The 24,060-nt window shown below is 71.1% G+C and carries 21 protein-coding genes; 11 read left to right on the top strand and 10 right to left on the bottom strand.

Annotated features, from left to right (window positions below; genetic code table 11):
* Nucleotides 1–73: 73 nt before the first annotated feature.
* Together G6G98_RS12265 and G6G98_RS12260 are read right to left on the bottom strand one after the other, a co-directional pair.
* Nucleotides 74–1,381 carry an Nramp family divalent metal transporter gene (locus tag G6G98_RS12265; RefSeq protein WP_208321484.1) on the bottom strand — a complete coding sequence of 436 codons (1,308 nt, stop codon included), beginning with the start codon at nt 1,379–1,381 and terminating at the stop codon, nt 74–76.
* A gap of 98 nt (nt 1,382–1,479) precedes the next feature.
* Complete coding sequence (locus tag G6G98_RS12260; protein WP_208321483.1) at nt 1,480–2,415, bottom strand: dihydrodipicolinate synthase family protein; 936 nt, start codon at nt 2,413–2,415, stop codon at nt 1,480–1,482.
* Between the two features lie 151 nt (nt 2,416–2,566).
* On the opposite strand from G6G98_RS12260, the gene G6G98_RS12255 reads away from it, so the two are divergent.
* The gene (locus G6G98_RS12255; protein ID WP_243842117.1) at nt 2,567–3,586 is read left to right on the top strand and encodes a LacI family DNA-binding transcriptional regulator; all 1,020 of its coding nucleotides are present in this window, start codon (nt 2,567–2,569) and stop codon (nt 3,584–3,586) included.
* Nucleotides 3,587–3,601: 15 nt separating this feature from the next.
* On the opposite strand, the gene arr is transcribed toward G6G98_RS12255, so the two are convergent.
* Together arr and G6G98_RS12245 are read right to left on the bottom strand one after the other, a co-directional pair.
* Nucleotides 3,602–4,012 (bottom strand): NAD(+)--rifampin ADP-ribosyltransferase, encoded by a 411-nt coding sequence (gene arr / locus G6G98_RS12250; RefSeq protein ID WP_164234155.1) that lies wholly within the window; start codon nt 4,010–4,012, stop codon nt 3,602–3,604.
* A 39-nt stretch (nt 4,013–4,051) separates the two neighbouring features.
* On the bottom strand, nt 4,052–5,227 hold the full coding sequence (locus G6G98_RS12245) for an epoxide hydrolase family protein (protein ID WP_243842116.1): 1,176 nt from the start codon (nt 5,225–5,227) through the stop codon (nt 4,052–4,054).
* Between the two features lie 61 nt (nt 5,228–5,288).
* Between G6G98_RS12245 and G6G98_RS12240 the strand changes: the two genes are divergently transcribed.
* Complete coding sequence (locus tag G6G98_RS12240; protein WP_164234156.1) at nt 5,289–6,281, top strand: helix-turn-helix transcriptional regulator; 993 nt, start codon at nt 5,289–5,291, stop codon at nt 6,279–6,281.
* Here G6G98_RS12240 and G6G98_RS12235 read toward each other — a convergent pair.
* Together G6G98_RS12235 and G6G98_RS12230 are read right to left on the bottom strand one after the other, a co-directional pair.
* Nucleotides 6,243–7,331, bottom strand: a complete 1,089-nt coding sequence (locus tag G6G98_RS12235; protein ID WP_164234157.1) for a sensor histidine kinase — start codon at nt 7,329–7,331, stop codon at nt 6,243–6,245. The two genes, G6G98_RS12240 and G6G98_RS12235, sit on opposite strands and share 39 nt — an antisense overlap.
* 10 nt (nt 7,332–7,341) lie before the next feature.
* Nucleotides 7,342–8,046, bottom strand: a complete 705-nt coding sequence (locus G6G98_RS12230; RefSeq protein ID WP_067356380.1) for a response regulator transcription factor — start codon at nt 8,044–8,046, stop codon at nt 7,342–7,344.
* A gap of 88 nt (nt 8,047–8,134) precedes the next feature.
* On the opposite strand from G6G98_RS12230, the gene G6G98_RS12225 reads away from it, so the two are divergent.
* The 3 genes from G6G98_RS12225 to G6G98_RS12215 are packed head-to-tail and all read left to right on the top strand — an operon-like array spanning nt 8,135 to nt 10,823.
* Nucleotides 8,135–8,743 (top strand): M15 family metallopeptidase, encoded by a 609-nt coding sequence (locus G6G98_RS12225; protein WP_164234158.1) that lies wholly within the window; start codon nt 8,135–8,137, stop codon nt 8,741–8,743.
* Nucleotides 8,740–9,861, top strand: coding sequence for an alanine racemase (alr, locus tag G6G98_RS12220; protein ID WP_243842115.1), 1,122 nt, complete (start codon nt 8,740–8,742; stop codon nt 9,859–9,861). The genes G6G98_RS12225 and alr overlap by 4 nt, the downstream gene beginning before the upstream one ends.
* Nucleotides 9,858–10,823: a D-alanine--D-alanine ligase family protein gene (locus G6G98_RS12215; RefSeq protein WP_164234159.1), complete on the top strand. Its 966-nt coding sequence runs from the start codon at nt 9,858–9,860 to the stop codon at nt 10,821–10,823. The genes alr and G6G98_RS12215 overlap by 4 nt, the downstream gene beginning before the upstream one ends.
* Nucleotides 10,824–10,856: 33 nt before the next feature.
* Here G6G98_RS12215 and G6G98_RS12210 read toward each other — a convergent pair whose 3' ends face one another.
* Nucleotides 10,857–13,349 (bottom strand): DEAD/DEAH box helicase, encoded by a 2,493-nt coding sequence (locus G6G98_RS12210; protein ID WP_164234160.1) that lies wholly within the window; start codon nt 13,347–13,349, stop codon nt 10,857–10,859.
* A gap of 125 nt (nt 13,350–13,474) precedes the next feature.
* Nucleotides 13,475–13,840: a zinc ribbon domain-containing protein YjdM gene (locus G6G98_RS12205; RefSeq protein WP_164234161.1), complete on the bottom strand. Its 366-nt coding sequence runs from the start codon at nt 13,838–13,840 to the stop codon at nt 13,475–13,477.
* Between the two features lie 74 nt (nt 13,841–13,914).
* Between G6G98_RS12205 and G6G98_RS12200 the strand changes: the two genes are divergently transcribed.
* The 3 genes from G6G98_RS12200 to putP all read left to right on the top strand — a co-directional run bounded on the left by G6G98_RS12200 (nt 13,915) and on the right by putP (nt 17,586).
* Nucleotides 13,915–14,277, top strand: coding sequence for an ArsR/SmtB family transcription factor (locus G6G98_RS12200; RefSeq protein ID WP_164234162.1), 363 nt, complete (start codon nt 13,915–13,917; stop codon nt 14,275–14,277).
* The gene (locus tag G6G98_RS12195) at nt 14,274–15,914 is read left to right on the top strand and encodes a SulP family inorganic anion transporter (RefSeq protein WP_164234163.1); all 1,641 of its coding nucleotides are present in this window, start codon (nt 14,274–14,276) and stop codon (nt 15,912–15,914) included. Before G6G98_RS12200 ends, G6G98_RS12195 begins: the two co-directional genes overlap by 4 nt.
* Before the next feature lie 157 nt (nt 15,915–16,071).
* The gene (putP, locus tag G6G98_RS12190; RefSeq protein WP_067356352.1) at nt 16,072–17,586 is read left to right on the top strand and encodes a sodium/proline symporter PutP; all 1,515 of its coding nucleotides are present in this window, start codon (nt 16,072–16,074) and stop codon (nt 17,584–17,586) included.
* A 3-nt stretch (nt 17,587–17,589) separates the two neighbouring features.
* On the opposite strand, the gene G6G98_RS12185 is transcribed toward putP, so the two are convergent.
* Together G6G98_RS12185 and G6G98_RS12180 are read right to left on the bottom strand one after the other, a co-directional pair.
* Nucleotides 17,590–18,246 (bottom strand): DNA alkylation repair protein, encoded by a 657-nt coding sequence (locus tag G6G98_RS12185; RefSeq protein ID WP_164234164.1) that lies wholly within the window; start codon nt 18,244–18,246, stop codon nt 17,590–17,592.
* 123 nt (nt 18,247–18,369) lie between these two features.
* Nucleotides 18,370–19,407: an FUSC family protein gene (locus G6G98_RS12180; RefSeq protein WP_164234165.1), complete on the bottom strand. Its 1,038-nt coding sequence runs from the start codon at nt 19,405–19,407 to the stop codon at nt 18,370–18,372.
* Between the two features lie 285 nt (nt 19,408–19,692).
* On the opposite strand from G6G98_RS12180, the gene G6G98_RS12175 reads away from it, so the two are divergent.
* From G6G98_RS12175 to G6G98_RS12165, 3 genes are all read left to right on the top strand, one after another.
* Entirely contained in the window at nt 19,693–20,748 is a 1,056-nt protein-coding gene (locus G6G98_RS12175) for a DUF998 domain-containing protein (RefSeq protein WP_243842114.1), read from the top strand.
* A gap of 121 nt (nt 20,749–20,869) precedes the next feature.
* Nucleotides 20,870–21,091, top strand: a complete 222-nt coding sequence (locus G6G98_RS12170) for a hypothetical protein (protein WP_164234166.1) — start codon at nt 20,870–20,872, stop codon at nt 21,089–21,091.
* A gap of 68 nt (nt 21,092–21,159) precedes the next feature.
* On the top strand, nt 21,160–24,042 hold the full coding sequence (locus tag G6G98_RS12165) for a helix-turn-helix transcriptional regulator (RefSeq protein WP_164234167.1): 2,883 nt from the start codon (nt 21,160–21,162) through the stop codon (nt 24,040–24,042).
* The last annotated feature ends 18 nt before the right edge of the window (nt 24,043–24,060 follow it).

The raw sequence follows: 24,060 nt of genomic DNA, 5'->3' as shown, positions 1-24,060 counted from the left end.
GATGCCGGACCAGAAGCGCGTTCTGGTCCGGCATCCGGCGGGACGGCCGAGGCCGTCGAGCGGCCCTGAGGGGCTATCCGATCAGCGTCAGGAACAGCCGCACCGACAGCCCGAGCACGGCCAGCAGCCCGATGACGCCGGCGGCGTTCTGCCACCAGGTGTTGCGCATGTCGCCCATCAGGGTGATCCGGTTCGCCATGAGGATGATCAGCGCCGCGAGGATCGGCGCGACGAACACGGTCAGGGCCTGCGCGACGACGATCAGCTGCACCGGCGAGGTCTGGAAGACGAGCGTCACGATGACGCCGAACAGGAGGATGCCGGCGCTGACGAGCTTCGCGGTCAGCGAGCTCGAAGACGCCCCGCGGCCGAGGCCGTCCGAGAGCATCGTGCCGCCGGCTGTGGCGTTCGCGATCATCGAGGAGAACGCCGCTCCGAAGAAGCCGAGCGCGAAGACGGTGGAGCCGATCGGACCGGCCAGCGGCTCGAAGATGCCCGCCAGCGCGACGATCGTCGGCGCGGCCTCTCCGGTCTGCCCCAGTACGGATGCCGCCACCACGATGACCAGTGCGGTCATCACTCCTGGGGCGACGATGCCGGGGATCGTGTCGACGATCGTGACGTCGTGGTAATCGGCCTCGGTGCGGCCGCGCTCCTTGGTGCCGTAGGCGGTGTAGAACGCCGCGTTGATGGAGAAGTTCGTGCCCACGAGCGCGACGATCAGCAGCCAGGCCCCGTCGGGGAAGGCCGGCAGGAGTCCGGACGCCGCGGCGGACCAGTCCGGATTCGAGATGAACGCCGAGGCGATGAAGGCGATCGCCATGAGGGCGACGATGACGACGAGCACCTTCTCGACGACGCGGTAGACGTTGCGGAGCAGCAGGAGCGCGGCCACCGCAGCCGTGCAGATGATCGTCCACATGATCGGACTGCCGCCGATCAGCATCGACAGGCCGAGTCCGGAGCCGACCGCGTTGCCGACCGAGAAGCACAGCGTGATGAGGAACACGCCGATGCCGGCGAGCACCCCCACCCAGCCGCCGAGGTGGTCCTTGATCGAGGAGATCAGCGACGTCGGCGACTTGATGCCGAGCCGGACGGCCATGTCGGTGAGGAAGATCATCAGGATCGTGGAGACGACGATGACCCAGATGAGGGCGTACTGGTAGCCGCTGCCGGCCTGGACGGCCGTGGTCAGGTTGCCGGGGCCGAACTGCCAGGCGCCCGCGACGAAGGCCGGGCCGATGAGGGCCAGCTGCTGCCAGAACGAGCGGTGATGCCTGTGCGATGACACGATGCTTCTCATCGTCTCAGTCGAGACGCGCCCGTAGCCAGTGCCGGGGGTCGTCGTGGTGTGGCGGGTGGTGGTGCGTTCATTCATGATCTCGTCCTTCGAGTCGTCGTTGACTGCGGGTGCCGCCTGAGCGCGACGGAATGAAGCGGAGGGCGGGGCGGCCGGGCGGCCGCCCCGCCGCGGGGTCACGCGGGGACCGCGACCTTGCCGAGGCCGGCGAGGGCGAAGGCGGCCGCGATCTCGGCATCCGCCCCGTCCGGAAGCGGAAGGAGCGGGGTGCGCACGGTCGCGTGCTCGAGGATGCCGCGCTGCACGAGCCCCCACTTCAGGGCGACGGTGCCCTCCATGTGCGAGCCGCGGTGGTACACGTTCTGCGTCACGGGGAGCAGGCGCTCGTGGATGGCGTGCGCCGCCTCGTAGTCGCGCGCCTTGCCGGCGGCGATCAGCTCGATGAGCGGCTCCGGCGCGATGTTGCCGTAACCGACGAGCAGGCCGTCGACGTCGAACATCGTCGGCAGGAGGTACTCGTCGTGGCAGGAGAGGATCTGCAGGTCAGGATATGCGGCGCGCAGCGCGGGGATCTCGGTGTACCAGCGGCGCATGTTGCGCACGCCGTTCTTGGTGGCGAACACGCCCTCCTGGCCGGCGATCTCCAGCTGCGTGTCGAGATCGTAGGTGGCCTTCGTGTTGTCGGGGTACTGGAAGAGGATGAGCGGCAGGCCGGACTCCTCGTGGATCTCCCGGTAGCGCGACTGCGGCGCGCCCTGCTGGTAGCCGAAGCGCAGCCAGCCGTGCGACGGGTAGACGAGACCGGCTGCGGCCCCGGCCTCGACGGCGGCCTTCGCCTCGAGGGCGGCGGTCTTGTTGCCCTCCTTGGTGATGCCGGCGATGACCGGGACGCGGCCGTCGGTGGAGGCGACGAAGGCGCGGATGACGTCGAGCTGCTCCTCTTCGGTGAGGAAGGTCCCCTCCCCGGCGTGGCCGAGGACGACGAGGCTCTTCACTCCGTCGATCGAGCCGAGCCAGGAGCCGAGGCGCTGGATGGCGTCGTAGTCGACATCGCCGTCCTCGGTGAACGGGGTGACGGGGGCGGGGTTGAGGCCGCGGAGGTCGAGAGTCATGATCGTTTCCTTTCGGTCGGGCATCGTTGCCGAGTTCACGTCTTCGCTGATGTGCAAACGTTCGCGGGAACGTTTGCAGGAACGATTGCAAGTATGATCGGGATGCCGGGCGATGTCAACACCCGGATCGCAGCGAGTTCGAGGAGGCGCCGTGGCGGAGGAGCAGCACGAGCGACGCGTGGTCACGCTCAAGGACGTCGCGGCGGCATCCGGGGTCAGCATCTCCACCGTGAGCCGCATCCTCGACGATCGGACCCGGCCGTCGCGATCGCAGACCGCAGACCGGGTGCGACAGGTGGCCGACGAACTCGGCTACCGCCGGAACATGTTCGCCTCGGGGCTGCGGCGGGGCGCGACCGGAAGCATCGGCGTGCTCGTGCCCCGCCTCACCGACAACGTCATGGCGCTGATGTTCGAGGCGATCGAGCGGGCGGCGCGCAGTCGGGGAACCTTCGCCGTGGTCGCGACCTGCGGCGACGATCCCGCCGACGAGCGCCGGGCCACCGAGACGCTGCTCGACCGCAACGTGGACGGACTCGTCCTCGCCACCGCACGGCTGGACGACACCCTCCCCGCCTCGCTCCGCGAGCGACGTGTGCCCCACGCACTCGTGCTTCGCACCGACGGCGTCAGTCCCTCGGCCCTCGGCGACGATGAGGAGGGCGGGTACTTCGCAGCGCGTCACCTCGTCGATCTCGGCCATCGCGACATCGCGGTCATCACCGGCCCGTGGTTCACCTCGAGCGCGCGTGCCCGGCTGGCAGGAGCCCGCAGGGCGTTCGACGAGGCCGGCATCGACGTCCCCGAGCATCACGTGATCTCCACCGGCTACGGCATCGAGTCAGGCAATGCGGCAGGGGCGCTGTTGTTCTCCGATCCGTCGACACGTCCGACCGCGGTCTTCGCCGCCAACGACAACCTCGCCATCGGCGTCGTCGCTGCGGCGAGGGCGGCAGGACTGGACGTGGGAGCGGACGTCTCGATCGTGGGCTACAACGACATCCCGCTCGCGGCGATGCTTCCGGTTCCGCTGACCTCGGTGCGCACCGCGTTCGACCAGATCGCGGCCAGTGCTCTCGACCTCCTGGAGGCCCCCGTCGGCACCATGACCCGCGCGCTTCCCACGCTCATCCCGCGTGCCTCGACCGCGGCGGTCTCGGCGGCCGGGTGACTGGCGCCCCGCCCGTCAGTTGATGATCTCGCCCCGCTCGTCCGCTCGGAGAGCCGCGATCCGGCCACGCCACTCCTGCAGCGCCTCGGGAGTGAGGCGGGTCCAGTCGGTGACCTCCTCGACCACGCGCAGCGAATCGGCGCTGCGGTAGGAGCGGGTCGGGTTGCCGGGGAACTTCTTGTCGGTCACGTTCGGGTCGTTCTCGAAGGGACCGGTCGGCTCGACGAGATAGACCCGGGGCTCGCCGTCGCCGGCGGCGAGCTCCGCGGCCAGGCCCGCGCCGTCGCGCAGGGCCGTGAAGTAGATGTGGTTCATGACCACCTCCGGCCGGTAGTTCGACCGGAAGCCCGCGGTCAGCAGGTCGCCCGGGGCGAGATCGGCCTTCGTGCCGTGGAAGAAGGGGCCGTCGTCCAGTGCATCGCTCACGCCGACAGACTAGACGCCGCGGCGGCCGGTGACGCGCGGTCAGCGCGGACCGTCCAGTGCGCGGAAGAACTCGCGCACGTCGGCGACCAGCAGTTCCGGCTCCTCCAGGGCGGCGAAGTGCCCGCCGCGCCCCTCGACGTCGGTCCAGCGGACGACGTCGTTCTCCTGCTCCTCCACGACACGGAGCCCCACGTCGTGCGCGAAGGCGATCACCGCGGAGGGGACGCCGGACTTCTCCTTGCGGACGCCCCACTGCGGGGGCTGCGCGTAGACGACGGATGCCGCGGAGCCGGCGCAGCCGGTCAGCCAGTACAGGGACGCGTTGTCGAAGACGAAGCGCTCCCCGAGGATGCGCAGGGCGTCCGCTTCGGCGGGGTGGGTCCAGGCCTGCAGCTTGTCGTAGATCCAGGCGATCTGCCCGAGCGGGCTGTCGGCGGTCATGGCGCCGATGAGGCCCGGTCGCGTCGACTGGATGGAGATGTAGCCGAACTCGCGCTGCATGAACTCGGCGATCCGGCGCAGGCGGTCGCGTTCGAGAGGCGTCAGCGACGCGGCCGTCTCCTCGTCGACCTCGCCTGCGAAGGTGCCGAGCGAGCCGTTCGCGTGCACGCCGATGACCCGCTCGGGGGCCATCCGGCCGATGGCGGGTGCGACGGCGGCCCCGTAGTCGCCGCCCTGGACGGCGAACCGGTCGTAGCCGAGCCGTGACATGAGCTCGAGGTGGAGCGAGGCGACGCGCTCCACCGGCCAGGGACCGGACGACAGCGGCGTCGAGAAGCCGAACCCCGGATGTGAGGGGATGATCACGTCGAAGGCGTCGGCGGCGTCGCCGCCGTGAGACGTGGGGTCGGTGAGCGGGCCGATGAGATCCTCGAACTCGAGGAACGAGCCGGGCCAGCCGTGCAGCAGGAGCAGCGGCGTCGCACCGGGGTGGGCGGAGCGCACGTACACCGCGTGGACGGTCTGGCCGTCGATCTCGGTGACGATCTGAGGCAGTGCGTTCAGGCGCTGCTCCGTCGCCCGCCAGTCGTGCGCCGTCCATCCGCGGACGAGCTCCCGCAGCACGGATGACGGGATGCCGTCGTCCCACGAGTCCTCCGGCAGGGGCTCGGGCAGGCGGGCGCTCGCCAGGCGACGCCGAAGATCGTCGACGACCGCTTCCGGGACGGCGATGCGGAAGGGGCGGATGCGGGGGTCCATCTGCGTCGTGTTCATGTCTTCACTCTCCTCCCCTCAGCGGTCACAATATGTCCTGATAGCGAAGAAGGATCGAGACATGACCCGCACCACCGGACGGACCCTGGATCTCCTCGCGCTGCTGCAGTCGCGCCGCGCCTGGAGCGGTGCCGAGCTGCGCGAGCGGCTCGAGGTCAGCGAACGCACCCTGCGGCGCGACATCGACGACCTCCGGGAACTCGGCTACGGCATCGAGGCCACGCGGGGACGACACGGCGGCTACCGGCTCGGTGTCGGCGCGGCCGTTCCGCCGCTGGCCCTGTCCGTCGACGAGTCGGTGGCCATCGCCGTCGGCCTGCGCGCCGCCGCGACCTCGGTGGTGACCGGCATGGAGGACGCATCGGCCCGCGCGCTCGCGAAGCTCGAGCAGTCGCTGTCCCCCTCCACGCGCCGGCACATCGCGGAGGTGGAGCAGGCGATGGTGCCGCTGACCACGCGCCATGACGACATCGACATCGCCCTCGTCACGACGGTCGCGACCGCCATCGCTGAACGCAGAAGACTTCAGATCGACTACACCCGGCACGACGGAGTCGACGTGCGCCGGATGCTCGAACCGCACCGCATCGTGCACACGGCCGATCGCTGGTATCTGGTCGCGCTGGACGCCGATCGCGGGGAGTGGCGCACTCTTCGTGTGGACCGGATGCGACGCCCGGTCATCCTCCGCGAGGAGTTCCCTGAGCGCGACATCCCGGACGACGCTCTGCGCCGCTTCACGACGAGGAGCATCGCGAGCGCTCCGTACCCGTACCGCGCCCGGTTGCGGATGATGGCGCCGGCCGCGGAGGTCGCCCGCCACTTCGATGCCACGGTGGCCGAGGTCGTCGATGCAGGCGACGGGACGAGCATCCTCACGAGCGGCTCGCGCTCGGCGGAGGAGTTCGCGCTGTACATCGGGTTGTCGGGCATCGAGTTCGAGGTGCTCGAGGGCGACGAGGTCCGACGTGCGGCGGTCGCCGTCGCAGGCAGGCTTCTGCGCGGAGCGGGCGCGTCAGGCGACGGGCCGAGCGTCTCCGTGCCGGAGGGCTGACGGGAACGGATGCGGCAGCCACACCGTCACGTTCAGGCCGCCACCCGCCCTGGGCGTGAGCACGAGGGAGCCCTCGTGAGCCTGCGCGATGCGCTGCACGATCGCGAGACCGAGCCCGACGCCGGCGTGATCGACGTCGCGGGTCCGCTCGGCACCGCGCTGGAACGGCTCGGCCAGCGTCGCCACCACGTGGGCGGGCAATTCGGGGCCGGTGTTCTCCACGACCAGGGCGACCGCCTCCGGGCGGGAGTGCGTGCGCACCGCGACGAGCCCGCCCGCAGGCAGATTGTGCACGATCCCGTTGTGCACGAGGTTCGCGATCAGCTGCTGCAGGAGTGCGGCGGAGCCGATCACGTGCGCCGTGTCGCCGCCCACGTCGACGCCCACCCCGCGGTGGTCGGCGAGCGGGGTGAGCGTCTCCACGGCCTCCTCGGCGAGGAGTGAGAGCTCGACCGGCTCGCGCGCGAACGCCCGTCGCTCGGCACGGCTGAGCATCAGGAGGGCTTCGGTGAGCTCGATCGCCCTCGCGTTGACCTCCTGCAGCCGGCCGATCAGGGCGTCGACGTCGCGGTCGGGGTCGGTGCGCGCCACCTCGAGCATGGTCTGCGAGATCGCGAGGGGCGTGCGCAGCTCGTGCGAGGCGTTCGCCGCGAACCGCTGCTGCTCCGCCATGTTCGCCTCGAGCTGCTCGAGCATGGAGTCGAACACGTCGGCGAGGTCGCGGAACTCGTCACGCGGACCCTCCAGCGACACCCGGTGCGACAGCGACCCCTGCGCGGCGAGCTGCGCGGCATGGCCGATGCGGTCGAGGGGCGCCAGCATCCGCCCGGCGAGGACCCAGCCGCCGCCGAGCCCGATCGCGAGCAGTACGAGCATCACGATGAACGCCACCGGAACGAAGGCCCTGGTCAGATCGGAGCGGTTGGGGAAGAAGTCCGCCGTGTCCGGCACGTACCGCAGCAGCCACAGGGCGACGGCGGCGAGCAGCAGCGCCCCCGAGATGACGACCACGGCCGCATAGCTCAGCGTGAGCTTCATCCGCGCGCTCATGCCGCGGCGCCTAGTCATCGGCATCCGTCCCCGCTCCGGCGCTCGCCACATCGGCATCCGTCCCGATCCGGTAGCCGACGCCGGGCACTGTGAGGATCAGCCACGGTTCGCCCAGGCGCTTGCGCAGCGACGAGACGGTGATCCGCACCGCGTTCGTGAACGGGTCGGCGTTCTCGTCCCAGGCGCGCTCGAGCAGTTCCTCCGCGCTGACGACGCCACCCCCGGCGTCGACGAGCACCTCCAGCACCGCGAACTGCTTGCGCGTGAGGGCGACGTAGCGGCCGTCGCGGTAGACCTCCCGGCGGAACGGATCGAGCCGGAGCCCGGCGAGCTCGAGCACCGGCGGGCGGGCGCGCTGCCGGCGACGGTCGAGGGCGCGCAGGCGCAGCACGAGCTCGCGCAGCTCGAAGGGCTTGGTGAGGTAGTCGTCGGCGCCGATCTCGAACCCGGTCGCCTTGTCGTCGAGGCGATCGGCGGCGGTGAGCATGAGGATCGGGATGCCGCTGCCCGAGTCCACGATCGAGCGCGCCACGTCGTCGCCGGAGGGGCCCGGGATGTCGCGGTCGAGCACGGCGATGTCGTAGGCGTTCACGCTCAGCAGCTCGAGGGCGGTGTCGCCGTCTCCCGCGATGTCGGCCGCGATCGCCTCGAGGCGCAGACCGTCGCGCACGGCCTCGGCGAGGTAGGGCTCGTCCTCGACGATCAGCACTCTCATGGGTTCCGAGCATACGCACCCGCGCATATCGCGAGCATATGGAAAACCGCATACGCCGTCGCAACAGTCGTCTTCCTTCACTGGAACCATGAACACACGCCGCGCCTTCAGACAGCGACGACTCACCGCCACGATCGGTGTCGCGCTGCTCGCCGCCCTCATCCTCGCCGCGATCGTCGTCGTCGGCCAGCAGTCGCTGAGCCCCGCCTCGGCCGCCGACCGCAGCTCCCTCGCCCCGGTGAGCGAGGCCGACGGGATGATCAGCGAGCACGACGCCGTCTCCGTCTTCGCCGACACCCCGGCCGTGTCGAACCTCGACCCCGAACTCCTCACCGCGCTGCGCGCCGCGGCGGTGGCCGCCGAGGAGGACGGCATCCGCCTGCACGTGAACAGCGGCTGGCGGTCGCCCGCCTACCAGGAGGTGCTGCTCGCGGATGCCGTCGAGAAGTACGGGTCCGCCGAGGAGGCCGCTCGCTGGGTGGCCACGCCGGAGAAGTCGGAGCACGTGTCGGGCGACGCGGTCGATCTCGGCCCGCTGGCGGGGCAGGACTGGATGTCGCGGCACGGCGCGGCCTACGGCCTGTGCCAGATCTACGCCAACGAGCGCTGGCACTACGAGCTGCGGCCCGCCGCCGTCGCGAACGGATGCCCGCCCATGTACGAGGACCCGACCGCCGACCCGAGGATCTCGCAGTGAGCGCCCTGATCGCCGAGCGGCTGACGCTCTCCCGGATGCACCCGCCCACCTTGCACGCGATCCCCTCTGCCGTCGCTGCGAACGTCGCCCGGATCCGCAAGGAGACGGACGCCCGGATCATGGCCGTGGTGAAGGCCGACGGGTACGGGCACGGCGCCGTGACGGTGGCGCAGGCCGCGGTCGCCGCCGGGGCGACCTGGCTGGGGATCACGGATGCCGCCGACGCCGCGCCGCTGCGCGCGGCCGGCATCGACGTGCCGATCCTCGCCTGGCTGAACCCCGCGGGGGTGGATGCCGCGCAGGCGGCGGCGCTGCGCGTCGACATCGCCGTCGGGTCGGTGGAGGAGCTCTGCCAGTTGATCGCCGATGCGGATGCGCCCGTGCGGGTGCACCTGCACATGGACACCGGGATGTCGCGGGGCGGGTGCCCGCTGGAGGACTGGGCGGAGCTGCTGCGCGTCGCCCGGGCCGGGCGGGGTCGCATCGAGGTCGTCGGGGTGATGGGGCATCTGCCCCGCGCCGACGAGGGCTCCCCGCGCGCGAACGCCCCCGCCGTGCTGCGGATGCGGCAGGCGCGCGATGCGGTGCTGCGCGCCGGGTTCGGCCCGCTGGCCGTGCATCTCGCCGCGACCTCCGGCGCGCTCAACGATCCGTCGACGCACTTCGACATGGTGCGCGTGGGTGCGGGGCTGGTCGGCATCGATCCGTCGGAGTCGACCGTGCTCATGGGCGCGTCGCGGCTCACCGCCTCGGTCGTGCACTCCCGGCTCGTGCCCGCGGGCACGCCGATCGGCTACGACGGCACACACGTCACGACAGGGGAGACGTACCTGTGCGTGGTGGGGGTCGGCTACGCCGACGGCATCCCGCGCGAGCTGGCGCAGGGCGCCGCGGTCGAGATCGGCGGGGCGCGGCATCCGGTGGTCGGCAGGGTGTCGATGGACCAGATCATCGTCGACACGGGCGATACCGCGTATCCGCGGGGCACGACGGTCACGGTGTTCGGGCCGGACGGCGGCGCGGTGCCGACCGTGCAGGACTGGGCACGGTGGGCGGGCAGCATCCCGCACACGATCGTCACGCACATCGGTCCGCGAGTGCGGAGGAGCGTCGCATGACCAGGGTGCTGGTGATCGGCGGAGGGCAGAACTCCGAGCACGACGTCTCGCTCGCCTCGGCTTCCGCCGTCGCGGCGGCACTGCGTGCGGGAGGGCATGAGGTGAGCGAGGTCACGATCTCGCGCGAGGGGATGTGGCAGGTGCCGGATGCTCCGCCGCCGGCGTCCGCTGCGGAGTCGCTCGCGCAGGCGCTGTCGCTCCTGGCGGATATCGAGGTCGTATTCCCTGCAGTGCATGGACTGCTCGGGGAGGACGGCGCGCTCGCCGCACTCTGTGCACTCGCGGGTGTGCGGGTGGTCGGCTCCGACCTGCGCGCCGGGGCGATCGGGATGGACAAGTGGGCGACGAAGCTCGTGGCAGAGGCTGTCGGCATCCGCACCGCGCGGGGGCGCCTGGTGGCGGCATCCGCCATCGGCGACGTCGAATACGACGGACCCGTGGTGGTGAAGCCGGTGTCGGCGGGGTCGAGCCACGGCGTGACGCTCGTGCAGGACGCCGGGGACCTGCTCGGCGCCCTGGAGGAGGCGGCCGCGCACGACGACCGGATTCTCGTCGAGGAGGTGCTGCACGGACGTGAGATCGACGTGGCGGTGATCCGCGAGGCGGGCGGCATCCGCTGGGCTGCGCCGGCGCTCGAGATCCACGCGGCAGGTCTCTTCGACACGGCGACGAAGTACGACGGCAGCGCCCGGTTCACCGTGCCGGCGGCGCTCACCGCCACGGAGGGTGCGGTGCTCAAGCGTGCAGCCGTGGCGATGTTCGACGCTCTCGGGTGCGCCGGCATAGCCCGGATGGACTTCTTCCTCACGAGCGAGGGGCCGGTGCTGAACGAGGTCAACACGATGCCCGGCATGACGGCCGCGTCGCAGGTGCCGCGCATGTTCGCGGCGGCCGGGGTGTCGTACGAGGACCTCGTCGACCGTCTCGTGCGTGCGGCCGTCGTCCCCGGTGCCGCACGGTGAGTTCCCGCGCGGGCCGAGTGATTCGGTCGCGGTCTACAGCCGGTCGACGCCGGTCACCGTGACCATGGCAGCGCCCTCTTCGTCGGATGCCGCGAGGTCGACCGTCGCCGAGATCCCCCAGTCGTGGTCGCCGGCGGGGTCGTCGAGGATCTGCCGGACGGTCCACTCGTTCGCTCCTTCGGTGATGAGGAGCAGCTGCGAGCTGCGAGCATCCGCGCCGGTGAGGATCTCGTCGTGCTCGGCGAAGTACGCGTCGAGCGCGGCGTTCCAGCCGTCGGCGCCGAAGTGCGGGTCGAGCTCGGCGAGAGCATCCACGTCCTCCCTGGCGGCGAGCTGCACGCGACGGAACAGCTCGTTGCGCACGAGGATGCGGAAGGCCCGCACGTTGGAGGTGAGTCGCTTGGGCGCCGGCGGGACGATCGGCTCCTCCGATCCGTGGGCCGGGATGACGCCCGAGACGAGCTCCTCCCACTCGTCGAGCAGGCTGGAGTCGACCTGACGCACGAGCTCGCCGAGCCACTCGATGAGGTCGCGCAGGTCGTCGTTCTTGAGCTCCTCCGGGATGGTCTGCGAGGCCGCGCGGTAGGCGTCGGAGAGGTAGCGCAGCACCACGCCCTCGGACCGGGCGATCCGGTAGTGGGCGACATATTCCCCGAACGACATGGCCCGCTCGTACATGTCGCGGACCACCGACTTCGGGTGCAGTTCGAAGTCGCGGATCCACGGCTGGGCCGCGCTGAACGTCTCGAACGCGGCGCTGAGCAGCTCGTCGAGCGGCTTCGGATAGGTGATCTGCTCGAGCAGCTCCATCCGCTCCTCGTATTCGATCCCTTCCTGCTTCATCGCGGCCACGGCCTCGCCGCGGGCGAGGAACTCCTGCTGTCCCAGCACGGCGCGCGGATCGTCGAGGGTCGACTCCACGATCGAGATCATGTCGAGCGCGAAAGACGGAGCGTCGGGGTCGAGCAGCTCGAACGCGGCGAGGGCGAACGGCGACAGCGGCTGGTTGAGAGCGAAGTTGGGCTGCAGGTCGACGGTGAGGCGGATCTCACCGGCAGGCGTCTGCTCCACGACCCCGGACTCGAGGAGCGTGCGGTAGATGCCGATCGCGCGCAGCGCCAGCTCGCGCTGCCGCTGCCGCGATTCGTGGTTCTCGTAGATGAGCCGGCGCATGTTGCCGAACACGTCGCCGCCGCGGGCGATGACGTTCAGCATCATGGCGCTCGTGATCTGCATGTGCGAGGTGAGGGTCTCCGGCTCGGCGTCGATGAGCCTGCGGAACGACGGCTCGCCCCAGGAGACGAAGCCGTCGGGTGCCTTCTTGCGGACGATCTTGCGCTTCTTCTTCGGGTCGTCGCCGGCCTTCCTGATGGCGGCCGCGTTCTCGGTCTCGTGCTCCGGCGCCTGGGCGACCACCGTGCCGGCGGTGTCGTATCCCGCGCGGCCCGCCCGCCCCGCGACCTGGTGGAACTCGCGGGCGTTCAGCTGCCGCATCCGGGTGCCGTCGAACTTCGTGAGAGCCGTGAGCAGCACGGTGCGGATGGGCACGTTGATGCCGACGCCGAGGGTGTCCGTGCCGCAGATCACCCGCAGCAGCCCCCGCTGGGCGAGCTGCTCGACGAGCCGGCGGTACTTCGGCAGCATCCCCGCGTGGTGCACGCCGATCCCGGCGCGCAGGAACCGCGACAGGGTCTTGCCGAACGCGGTGGTGAACCGGAAGCCTCCGATGAGCTCGGCGATCTCGTCACGCTGTTCGCGGGTCGCGACCTTGGTGCTCGACAGCGCCTGCGCACGCTCCATGGCGGCCGCCTGCGAGAAGTGCACGATGTAGACCGGAGCCTGCCCGGTGTTCAGCAGGTCGTCGATGGTCTCGTGGATCGGGGTCAGCTCGTAGAAGAAGTGCAGCGGCACCGGGCGCTCGACGCCGGTGACGGATGCCGTGTCCCGGCCCGTCCGCCGCGCGAGGTCGGCGGAGAGCTCGGTGACGTCGCCGAGCGTCGCCGACATGAGGATGAACTGCGCCTGCGCCAGTTCCAGCAGCGGCACCTGCCACGCCCAGCCGCGGTCGGGGTCGGCGTAGAAGTGGAACTCGTCCATGACGACCTGGCCGACCTCGGCATCCGTCCCCTGTCGCAGTGCGAGGTTCGCGAGGATCTCGGCTGTGCAGCAGATGATCGGCGCGTCCGCGTTCACCGAGGAGTCGCCGGTGATCATGCCGACGTTCGCCGCGCCGAAGATGTCGACGAGGGCGAAGAACTTCTCGCTGACCAGGGCCTTGATCGGGGCGGTGTAGTACGTGCGGCGTCCGCCCACGAGGGCGGCGAAGTGCGCGGCCACCGCGACCAGCGACTTCCCCGTGCCGGTCGGCGTCGACAGGATCAGGTTGTTGCCCGAGACGATCTCGATGACCGCCTCGTCCTGCGCCGGGTACAGCGTGATGCCCGTCGACTCCGCCCACTCGACGAACGCCGTGTAGACGGCATCCGCATCGGATCCGTCGGAGAGCGCTGCGGGGTCGAGGAGCATCCTTCGATCATCCCCTACTCGCCGCGTTCACAATTCCTCAGAACCGGCGGCCTTCGCGTCGTGACGCCGGTGATCCGGCGCCGGGAGGCCCGTTCTTGAGGAGTTGTGGACGGCGGCGCCTGGTCTCAGGCCTTCTTGACGAGGCTGGACTTCAGCAGCATCGCTCCGAAGCCGTCGACCTTGCAGTCGATGTCGTGGCCGTTGACCGGATCGATCAGGCGGATGCCGCGCACCTTGGTGCCGGCCTTGATGCCCTGCGGCGACCCTTTCACCTTGATCGTCGTCGTGACGACGACCGTGTCGCCGTCGGCGAGGACGTTGCCGACGGCATCCTTCACGACCCGCTCGCCCTCGCCCTCGCCATCGGCCGGTTCCGCGGCCTCCGAAGACGGCGACCACTCGTGCCCGCACATCGGGCAGACGAGCAGGGCGCCCATCTCGTAGGCGTGCTCGCTGGAGCACTCGGGGCAGAGGGGGAGGGAGTCGGCCATGCGACCAGGATAGCGCGATATGATGAATCCATCAGACCGCGGGCGCGAAGCCGCGGCCGGGAGAGGGGAAGAGGATGCTCAGCGATCCGAACCGCCCGCTGTACGAGGTGAAGGCCGGCCTGTTCAAGGGGCTCGCGCACCCGATCCGCATCCGCATCCTCGAGGTGCTCTCGGCCTCCCCCGAGGTGTCCGTCTCCGACCTCCTCGAGGTCGTCGGGCTCGAGGCCTCGCACGTCTCGCAGCACCTCGCGGTGCTCCGCCGCAACCGTCTCGTCGTCTCCGAGCGGCGCGGCAGCCTCGTCTATTACCGACTCGCGTACCCGCAGGTCGCCGACCTGCTCCGCGTGGCGCGCGCCCTGCTCGGCGAGATCCTGCAGACCACGCAGCGGCAGCTCGTGGAGAGCGAGGGTCTCCCCGAGATCCCCGCGCGGGCATGAGAGCGAAGGGCCTGCAGGCCGTCCGGGGGCTGCTGCCGGCGGCATCCGACTACCGCGGTCTCGCCCGCTCCTGGAAGGGCGACCTGCTCGCCGGAGTCACCGTCGGCATCGTGGCCCTGCCTCTCGCCCTCGCCTTCGGCGTGAGCTCCGGCGCGGGGGCGGAGAGCGGCCTCATCACCGCGATCGTCGCCGGCGTCGTCGCCGCGGTGTTCGGCGGCTCGAACGTGCAGGTGTCCGGGCCGACCGGCGCCATGGTCGTCGTGCTCGCGCCGATCCTCGCCGAGCGCGGCGCCGGCGCGCTGGCCGCCGTCTGCCTGCTCGCCGGGCTCTTCGTGCTCGCCGCCGGCGCCCTGCGGCTCGGCCGCACCGTGGGGTACATCCCCTGGCCGGTGATCGAGGGGTTCACGCTCGGCATCGCCGTCATCATCTTCCTCCAGCAGGTGCCGACCGCCACCGGCACGCGCCCGGGCGACAGCACGAACGCGGTCGTCGCCGCGGTGCAGTCGCTCGCCACTGCGGAATGGCCGAAGCTCGGCTGGTCGCTGCTGCTCGTCGGGGTGGTCGTCGCCATCATGCTCGGGGCGCTGCGCCTGCACCCCCGGTTCCCCGGCTCCCTCCTCGCCATCGTCGTCGCCTCGCTGATCGCCGTCGGCTTCGGGCTGCCCGTCGACACGATCGGCGCACTCCCGGCCGGCCTCCCCGCGCCGACCCTGCCCGACCTCTCCCCGGCGACGCTGCTGCCGCTCGCAGGACCCGCCGCCGCCGTCGCCGCGCTCGCCGCGATCGAGTCGCTGCTGTCGGCGCGCGTCGCCTCGACCCTCGCCGACACCGGTCCCTACGACCCCGACCGCGAGCTCGTCGGGCAGGGGCTGGCGTCCCTCGCCGCGGGACTGTTCGGCGGAATGCCGGCGACCGGTGCGATCGCCCGCACCGCGGTGAACGTCCGCGCCGGCGCCCGCACCCGGCTCGCGGCCGTCACGCATGGTCTGCTGCTGCTGGCGGTGGCCCTGGTGGGAGCATCCGTCGTCTCGCACATCCCGCTCGCCGCGCTCGCCGGAGTGCTCATGGTGACCGCGTGCCGCATGATCGCCCCGTCGACGGTGCGCACGGTGCTGCGATCCACCAGGGCGGATGCCGTCGTCTTCTGCCTCACTGCGATCGTCACCGTCAGCGTCGACCTCATCTACGCCGTGCTCATCGGACTCCTCGCCGCCGGCTTCTTCGCCCTCCGCCAGCTCGCTCGCACCAGCGGCGTGCACCGCGAGGAGCTGCCGGGTCCGGTCGTCCCCGGCGACGAGCGGATCGCCGTGTTCCGGCTGGAGGGCGCCCTGTTCTTCGGGGCGGCCGAGCGGACGATGGAGCGCGTCGGAGCCCTTCGTGACATCGAGGTGGTCGTGCTCCGGATGTCGCAGCTGCAGGTACTCGACGCCACCGGTGCGCAGGTGATCACCGAGCTCATCACCTCCCTCGAGCGGCGCGGCATCACCGTGCTCGTGAAGGGGATCCCGCCCCAGCACCTGGCGCTCGCCGAGCGCGTCGGCGTGCTCGCGTCGCTGCGGCACCAGAACCACCTCTTCGATGATCTGGATGCAGCCGCGGCGCACGCCCGCAGCCACGTCGCACGGGCGGCCGCCTAGCTTCACGCGTCCGGCCGGTGAGTCCCGGAATCCTCCTCCCGAGTACGTGTCCACCGCCCGAGAGGGCGCCGTCCCGCGTGGGACCTGGACACCGGCATCCGTCTCTGCCATCGTCGGACCACGGTGCGGCGAGATCCGCCGCGAAGAAGGGACGACGATGTCCGACCAGATCTTCACCTACGTGGCCCTCGGCGTGTACTTCGCCGGGATGCTCCTCATCGGCTACTTCGCCTACAAGCGCACCGACGACCACGAGGACTACATGCTCGGCGGGCGGAACCTGCCGCCGTGGGTCGCCGCGATCAGCGCCGGGGCCGCTGACATGTCCGGCTGGCTGGTCATGGGCCTGCCGGGTGCGATCTACGCGGCCGGCCTCATCGAGGCGTGGATCGCGATCGGGCTCACGATCGGCGCCTACCTGAACTGGCTGCTCGTTGCTCCCCGGCTGCGGGCGTACACCGAGGTGTCGCGCAACTCGATCACGATCCCCAGCTACTTCGAGAACCGCCTGCGCGACACGAGCCGCGCACTGCGGGTGCTGTCCGGCCTCATCATCCTGGTCTTCTTCACCCTCTACATCTCCTCCGGCATGGTCGCCGCCGGCGTCTTCTTCGAGAGCTCCTTCAACGGCGACTACATGTTCGGGATGCTCCTGGTCGGCGGCATCACGCTGCTGTACACGCTCTTCGGCGGATTCCTCGGCGCCTCCCTCACCGACGTGGTGCAAGGGCTGATGATGGTGATCGCCCTCATCGTCGTGCCGATCTCGGCGATCATCGCGACGGGCGGATTCGGCGAGACCGCTGCACTCATCACCGAGCACGGCGGAGAGGGCTTCCTGTCACTGCTCGGCGGCGGGGCGGTCACCGGCGGCACCTTCCTCGCCATCGTCTCTGCGCTCGCCTGGGGGCTCGGGTACTTCGGCCAGCCGCACATCATCGTCCGGTTCATGGCGCTGCGCACGCCGCAGGAGGCCAAGAGCGCACGCCGCATCGGCATCTCCTGGATGGTGCTGTCGATGGGCGGCGCGATCCTCTCCGGCATCGTCGGCATCGCCTACATGGCCAAGCAGGGCATCACGCTGGACAACCCCGAGACCGTCGTGCTGCTGATGTCGCAGACGCTGCTGCATCCGTTCGTCGCCGGCCTCGTGCTCGCCGCCGTGCTCGCCGCGATCATGAGCACCGTGTCCAGCCAGCTCGTGGTCTGCTCCTCGGCTCTCGTCGAGGACCTCTACAAGGTGGTCAAGAAGACGCCGCCGTCGCAGAAGCGGCTCGTGCTGATGGGGCGTCTGGCCGTGCTCGTCGTGGCGATCATCGCGATCATCCTCGCGGTCAGCCCGAACGACACCATCCTCGGGCTGGTCTCGTTCGCCTGGGCCGGCTTCGGCGCGGCGTTCGGGCCGATCATCCTGCTCAGCCTGTTCTGGCGGAAGCTCACCAACTGGGGTGCGCTCGCCGGCATGTTCGTGGGAGCGGCGACCGTCTTCATCTGGAAGGCGATGAACACCGGACTCTACGAACTGCTCCCGGCATTCGTGCTCGCCTTCGTCGCGGCGGTCGTGGTGAGCCTGCTCACCTACCGGCACAACGAGGAGATCCAGCAGGAGTTCACCGACACCGGCGTGATGCTCACGGTGCCCCGACCGCACGCGGTGGGAGACACCCCCTGACGGTCAGGGCAGGCGCTTCGCCATCTCGGTGATCCAGATGGGCGCGAAGGGAGAGATGCAGCCCGGCGCGGTCGGGTAGTCGGCCAGCACCTGCAGGTCGTTCCCGATCGCGAGTGCGCGGTCGCGCAGGTGCGGGTGATGGATGCCGATCGTCGCGAGCGTCTCGTTCATCGCCCACTGCAGGCGGCCGGGAGCATCCTTCATGTCGCGCTCGATGAGATCGAGGAGATGCTCGAGGTCGAGGCCTTCCGGCTGCTTGGCGACGCGCACCGTGGTGAGCGACCAGGCCGCCGCTGCCACGGTGGGATCGGCGTCGCCGAACCAGCGCAGCCGCATCTCCTCAGCCCGCGGCGACTTCTTCGCGATGTAGTTCACGAACCAGTCGTTCACCTTCGGGCGATCCGTCTGCCGCAGCATCGCGTCGAGCTCATCGGCGCTGAACTCGCGGGGCTTGCAGATGAGCAGCGCCAGCAGCCGGGCCGGCGTCTCGCCCGTCGCCCACAGCTCCTTCGCCAGCGCGTGGTCGGTCTTGACCCGCTTCGCGAGAGACCGGAGGTTGCTGAGGTTCATTCCGTGGTCGTCGCCGCGCTTCTCGTTCGCGGCGCGCATCTTCGGGTCCTCGAGCGCGGCGAGCTCGGACAGTGCCTCTTCGAGCGTCATGGTTCCAGGGTAGGCCGGGCCGCCCGTTCAGAACTCCTCAAGAAGGCGCGGGATCCGCGTCGCCGGGGCCGGAGAACCCGCCAGGAGCAGGGTTTCTGAGGAATCGTGAACAGCGAGGAGCGGTCAGTCCTCGTCGAGGAGCTCCCCGCGGATGCGGCGGAGGTCCTCCATGAGCGAGCCGATGAGGATCCAGTGACCGGATGCCGGAGGGTGGATCACCAGCGGAGCGGTCAGCGCGGGGATCGCCGAGGTCAGGGCCTCGGGCTCGGGGGAGACCGCCGCGGTCTGCACGGCGAGGCGCACGTCGTGCCCGGCCCGGCGCAGCTGCTCGGCGATCGCGGTGACCGCCGGCTCCTCGCCGAGGGCGTCGTCGTAGTGGTCGAAATAAGCGCGGGTCATGCCGATCGTCTGCGTCACGATCGGCGAGAGGCGCTCGAGCAGCGCCCGCATCTCGCGCAGCTCCTCGCGGTGCGCGGAGCGGCGCGGGTTCAGGGTGAGGGACTCCTCGCCGGCCGCGATGGATGCCTCGGCGGCGTCCTTCATCGGGCGCAGCAGCCGCACCTGCAGCATCAGCTCCTGCAGCTGTGCCGGGGTCTGCGGCTGCCCCAGGGCGGCAGCGAGGCGGTCGAGGCTGGCTGCGAGCTCCCTCCCGAGCAGGCCCAGGTCGCGGCGGGCAGGTCCCGTGAGCACCGGCGGCACGATGAGTGCGTTCACGACGATGCCGATCACGACGCCGATGAGCGTCTCGGCGATGCGGGCGAACGCGTACTCGGGGCTCGACGAGCCCAGCGCCAGCACGAGCATGGCGGAGATCGCCACCTGGTTGCCCGTGCCGGGGGAGGCGCGGAACACCCAGGCGACGAGCATCGCCACGACGATCGCCAGCAGCACGATCCAGCTCGGCGAGCCGAGGAGAAGCCCGAGTCCGACGGCGACCAGCACCCCGATGATCACGCCGATGCTGCGCTCCAGCGCCTTCGACAGCGACTGGTTCACGCTCGGCTGCACGACGAGGAGCGCGGCGATCGCGGCGAACACGGGCAGCTGGCCGGGGAAGGCCCATCCCGCGATCAGCCACGCCGCGATCGTCGCCGCGGCGGACTTCACGACCTGCAGCAGCGGGGAGCGCTTGGAGGCGCGGATCGCGGCGGGGATGCGCATGCTCCCACGGTAGTGCGGCTGCGGCATCCGCTTCAGCCGTCCGTGCGTGATCGGCGTCGTGGACGTGCGCGCAGAGGTCGGGGGTGCGTGCGCGAAAGTGTCGCGCCAGAGCCTGGGAGGCGGCCGTTCGGCGCACCTCGGCGTCCGGCGCGGTGGTTGCGCCGTATCGGCGTGTGCGCTCCGGCGAGTGAACGCGCGCACGCCCCGCGAGGCGGGTGACTTCGCGATCCCGGCCGCCCCGGCGAGGCGGTCGACCCCGTCGGCGGCGGATGCTTGCATGGAGGCATGGACGAGGCGCAGCGACTGCGGGGCGAGACCGAGGCCGTCTGGGCGACGGTCGTGTGCTTCGCGTTCGGCGCGGGCGGCGGCATCCTGCTCCTGGCTGGCGAGCCGCGCCCGCTCACCGGCGAGGGATCGCTCGCGCCCCGGATCGCCCTCATCGCGGGGCTTCTCGCAGCCGCCGCCTTCGCGTTCAGCACCGTGCGGCACCGCCGCGGCGAGACCGCGCCCATGCCGCGCTGGCAGGCCGTGATCTCAGACCTCTCCGCGGTGGCGCTGACCGTCGCCTTCGGCGGCGTGACGGCGATGGGGGTGCTGCTCGTCTCCGAGATCCTCGCCGCCGGCCTGCAGGGCCTCGAGCTCGGAGCGCCAGGAGGCGGTGTCCTCACCGGGGTCGCCGCAGCCGTCGGCGGGCGCTTCGCCTACGGCGCGGGCATCGGCCTGCGCACGGCCGACCTCGCCGGCATCCTGTTCGGCTACCTCGTGATCGGCACCCTGTTCGCGATGGCGACGGCCGCCGACCCGCGCTGGTGGGAGCACAACTTCTCCGCCCTGGGGAACGGGGCGGGCGCCTGGGCGTTCAACGGCACCCTGGTGGTCGCCGGGCTCCTCGTCGCGACCGTCGGCTCGTACATCGGGCGGGATCTGCACCGGATGCTCGGCGACGCGGCGCTCGGCCGGATCGCCGTCGTGGTGGTGCTCTGGGCCGCGACCGGGGCCGCGCTCGCCGCGGTCGGCCTGCTGCCGCTGCACCGCGCGCACATCCCGCACAACATCGCCGCGTTCTCGGCGCTCGTGCTCTTCGCCGCCGCGGCCGTGTGGACCGCCGTCGTGATCCCCGGACGTCCGCATGCGCTGGTGATCACCACCGTGGGCGTCGTCGGGCTGGTCGTCGCGGCGGTGCTGCTGTGGCGTCCGTTCGGCGTGTACGGGGTCACCGCGCTCGAGGCGATCGTGGTCGGCCTCGGACTGCTCTGGATGACGACCCTGGTCAGGGTGCTCGCGATCCTCGCCCCCGAGCGCTCACGCCCGTCGGCGCGCCCGACGCTGCTGCGTGTCTGAGGCGCTCGCGCCGGACTAGGGACAGCCGCAGCCCGAAGAGCCCACGAAGATAGGGAATCCTCCCGATGCCGTGCCCCCGCCTCAGAGCGGAGTGTAGGGGTACAGCGAAAGAGGAGATGTCATGTTCGAGCACCCGTACTTCACCGACCAGGTCGCCCGCGTCGAGCTGCAGCAGATGGAGCGCAGGGCCGCGTGCCGGCGCTTCCTCGCGGAGCACGCCGACCAGATCGTGGCGCGCCCCGGCCTGGTCTCCCGGCTGCTGCGCCTGCTCGTGCCGTCGTCGGCGCGAGCGGTCGCGGACACCCGCGGCGCCGCGGTCTGCGAGCCGGCCGTCGCCCGGTGAGCACGGTCGCGCCGCCGGAGATCTCCGGATCGGCGCCCGATGTCGGTCGGGGGTGGGACGATGAGTCCATGCCCCCGATCGCCCCCACCGCGACGATGGTCGGCCGCGACGCCGACCTCGCCCATGTGCGCGTGCTGTTCGACCGGGCCCGTGAGGGCATCCCGGCGGCCGTCCTCGTCGAGGGCGAGGCGGGCATCGGCAAGTCCCGGCTGCTGCGTGAGTTCGCGGCGGACATCGCGACCGGAGCCGACGTGCACGTCGGCTGGTGCCTCGACCTCGGTGCGGCACGCTCGCCCTTCGGGCCGCTGGCCGCGATCCTCCGCTCGATCGTCGCCCGCCTCGGCGCCGACCGCGTCCGCGAGCACCTCGGCGTGGGAGTCGAGGCTCTCGGCACCCTGCTCCCCGAGCTCAGCGCCACCGAGCGCGAGCGCACCAGCCCCGACCGCCTCCGCGACGCGATCGCCGCCCTCATCGAGGCAGCCGCGGAGCACGCGCCGCAGGTCATCGTCGTCGAGGACCTGCACTGGGCCGACGAGTCGACCCTCGCCATCCTGTCGTTCCTGCTGCGCACGCTCGGCCGCGGTCGCATCCTCCTGATCCTCACCTGCCGCACCGACGACGTCCGCCGTGGCGATGCCGTCAGCCGCTTCATCGGCGAGGCCACGCGCGGGCGCCTGCTCGAGCGGATCGGTCTGGAACGACTCGGCGAGGATGCTGTGCGCAGCCTCGCCGAGCAGATCACCGGGCACCGGCTCAGCGACACCGCTCTCGAGCGCATTCAACAGCGTGCCGAGGGCGTGCCGTTCTTCGTCGAGGAGATCGCGGGCTGCGCGAAGGGCCCGCTGCCCGACAGTCTCCGAGACCTGCTGCTCGCGCGCTTCGACCGGCTGGGAGACGACGCCCGCCGCGTCGTCCAGGTCGTCTCGGGGGCGGAACGCCCTCTCTCCCATCCGCTGGTGACGCGGCTCGCCGCCCTGCCGGAGGACCGTCTCGACGAGGGCATCCGCGAGGCGACGCGCAGCGGCATCCTCGTCGTGGTCGACGACGACTACTACCGCTTCCGGCACGCGCTGCTGCGCGAGGCCGTGCACGACGACCTGCTGCCCGGCGAACGGGCGCGCCTGCACCGCGCCTACGCCGAGGTGCTCGAGGCGGAGTGTGCCGGCAGCGACACCGGCGACTCGGCTGCTCTCGCCTACCACTGGCAGCTCGCGCAGGACGACCGCAAGGCTCTCGCCGCCGCGGTGAACGCGATGTTCGACGCGAAGGCGCGCTTCGCCTTCGCCTCCGCGGCGCGCTTCGGAGAGCTCGTGCTCGACCTGTGGATTCAGGTTCCGGATGCCGCGGAGGTCGCCGGCGTCGAACGCCTCGAGCTGCTGCGCGCCCTGGGCTCGGTGCTGCGCAACGGCGGAGACGGGGAGCGCGCGCTCGCGGTCGTCAACGTCGCCCTCTCGGAGATCGACCCGGCCGTGGTCGACCCGAGGATGCACGCCCGCCTGCTGCGCGACAAGGCCTATTACACGATGAACCTCGGCAGGCCGGGGGTGATCGAGCTGCTGCACGAATCCCTCGCCCTGCTCGAGCGCGTGGACGACGATCGCCTGCGGGCCTCGGTCCTCACCCAGCTGGCCAGCCGCTACATGATCGCCGGCCGCCTCGACGAGGCGATCGTCCTCGCGACCGAGTCCGGCGAGCGGGCGGCCCGCGCCGGAGACGACGACGAGGCCTCCATCGCCGCGAACATCCGCGGCGCCGCGCGCACGCACCGCGGCGAGATCGAGCAGGGGCACCGCGAGTACGCGCTCGCGCTGAGTCTCGCCAGGGGCACCAACGCGGAGATGCGATACCGGGTCAACTACTCCGACCTCCTCGGGCTCCTCGGGCGCTACCGCGATGCGGTGCGCGTGGCAGAGGAGGGGCTGGTCCGCGCCAGGGAGTACGGCGTGGAGCGCACCTCCGGTGCAGTGATGACGCAGAACATGGCCGTGCCGCTGCTGGAGCTGGGTGAGATCGGGCGAGTGGAGGGGATGCTCGCGCGCGAGCTCTCCCAGAACACGCTGCGCATCTTCCACATGTACGCGACGATGACGCGGGTGCGCGTCCTCTGCTGGCGCGGCCGTCATGAGGAGGCGGCCGAGGTCATGCAGGAGTGGCAGCCCGCCTTCGAGGAGACCGGGCGCGCCGAGCGGCAGATCTGGTACGACGAGGTCATGATGCGCGTGGAGGTGGCCCAGAGCCGTGGCGATCTCGCCGGCGCGCTCGAGGAGATCCGCGGGATGCTGCGCGACGAACGGCCGGTCCTGATCCATCAGCGGCGACTGCTCCTGCAGGCCGGCTGGCTCGTCTCCGAGCTCCGCGCCCATGGCGCCGACGTGGAGGCCGCGATCGGGGAGGTGCGTCAGGCGTGGAACGCACAGTCGACGGAGCTGCGGGGAGACATATGGTCGGCGATCCTCGACGCGCTGCTCACGCCCACTGCCGAAGCGCTCGACGATGCCGTGCGGCTCGCCGACGGCGAGGACGTCCCCGTCGTCTTCCGCGTGATGACCCGCCTGGAGCGGGCGCGGATGCTCATCGAGCACGGCGACCGCGCCGGTGCGGGACGCCTCCTCGACGAGGCGGCGGGCATCGCGGCCCGCATCGAGCACGCCGGGCTCATCCGGATCGTCGAGGACCTCGCCTCGGCCGCGGGACTCCGCTCCGCCGGCATCGAGGAGGATGCCGAAACGCTGCTCCTCACCGCCAGGGAGAGGCAGGTGCTGAGCCTCATCGCGGAGGGGCTCAGCAACCGGCAGATCGGCGAGAGGCTGTTCATCAGCGTGAAGACCGTGAGCGTGCATGTGTCGGCCGTTCTCCGCAAACTCGGCGTCAGCTCGCGCACCGAGGCGGCCGTCGCCGCGCAGCGGCATCTCGACGTCGAGGCTTCTCGTCAGCCTGCCGTGGTACGGTGACCGAGCACACGCGGCGGA

Origin of the sequence: Microbacterium hydrocarbonoxydans (assembly GCF_011752045.1) — a bacterium.
Lineage (GTDB): Bacteria > Actinomycetota > Actinomycetes > Actinomycetales > Microbacteriaceae > Microbacterium.
The sequence above is the reverse complement of the archived record's forward strand: the minus strand, read 5'-3'. Positions and strand labels throughout refer to the sequence as shown.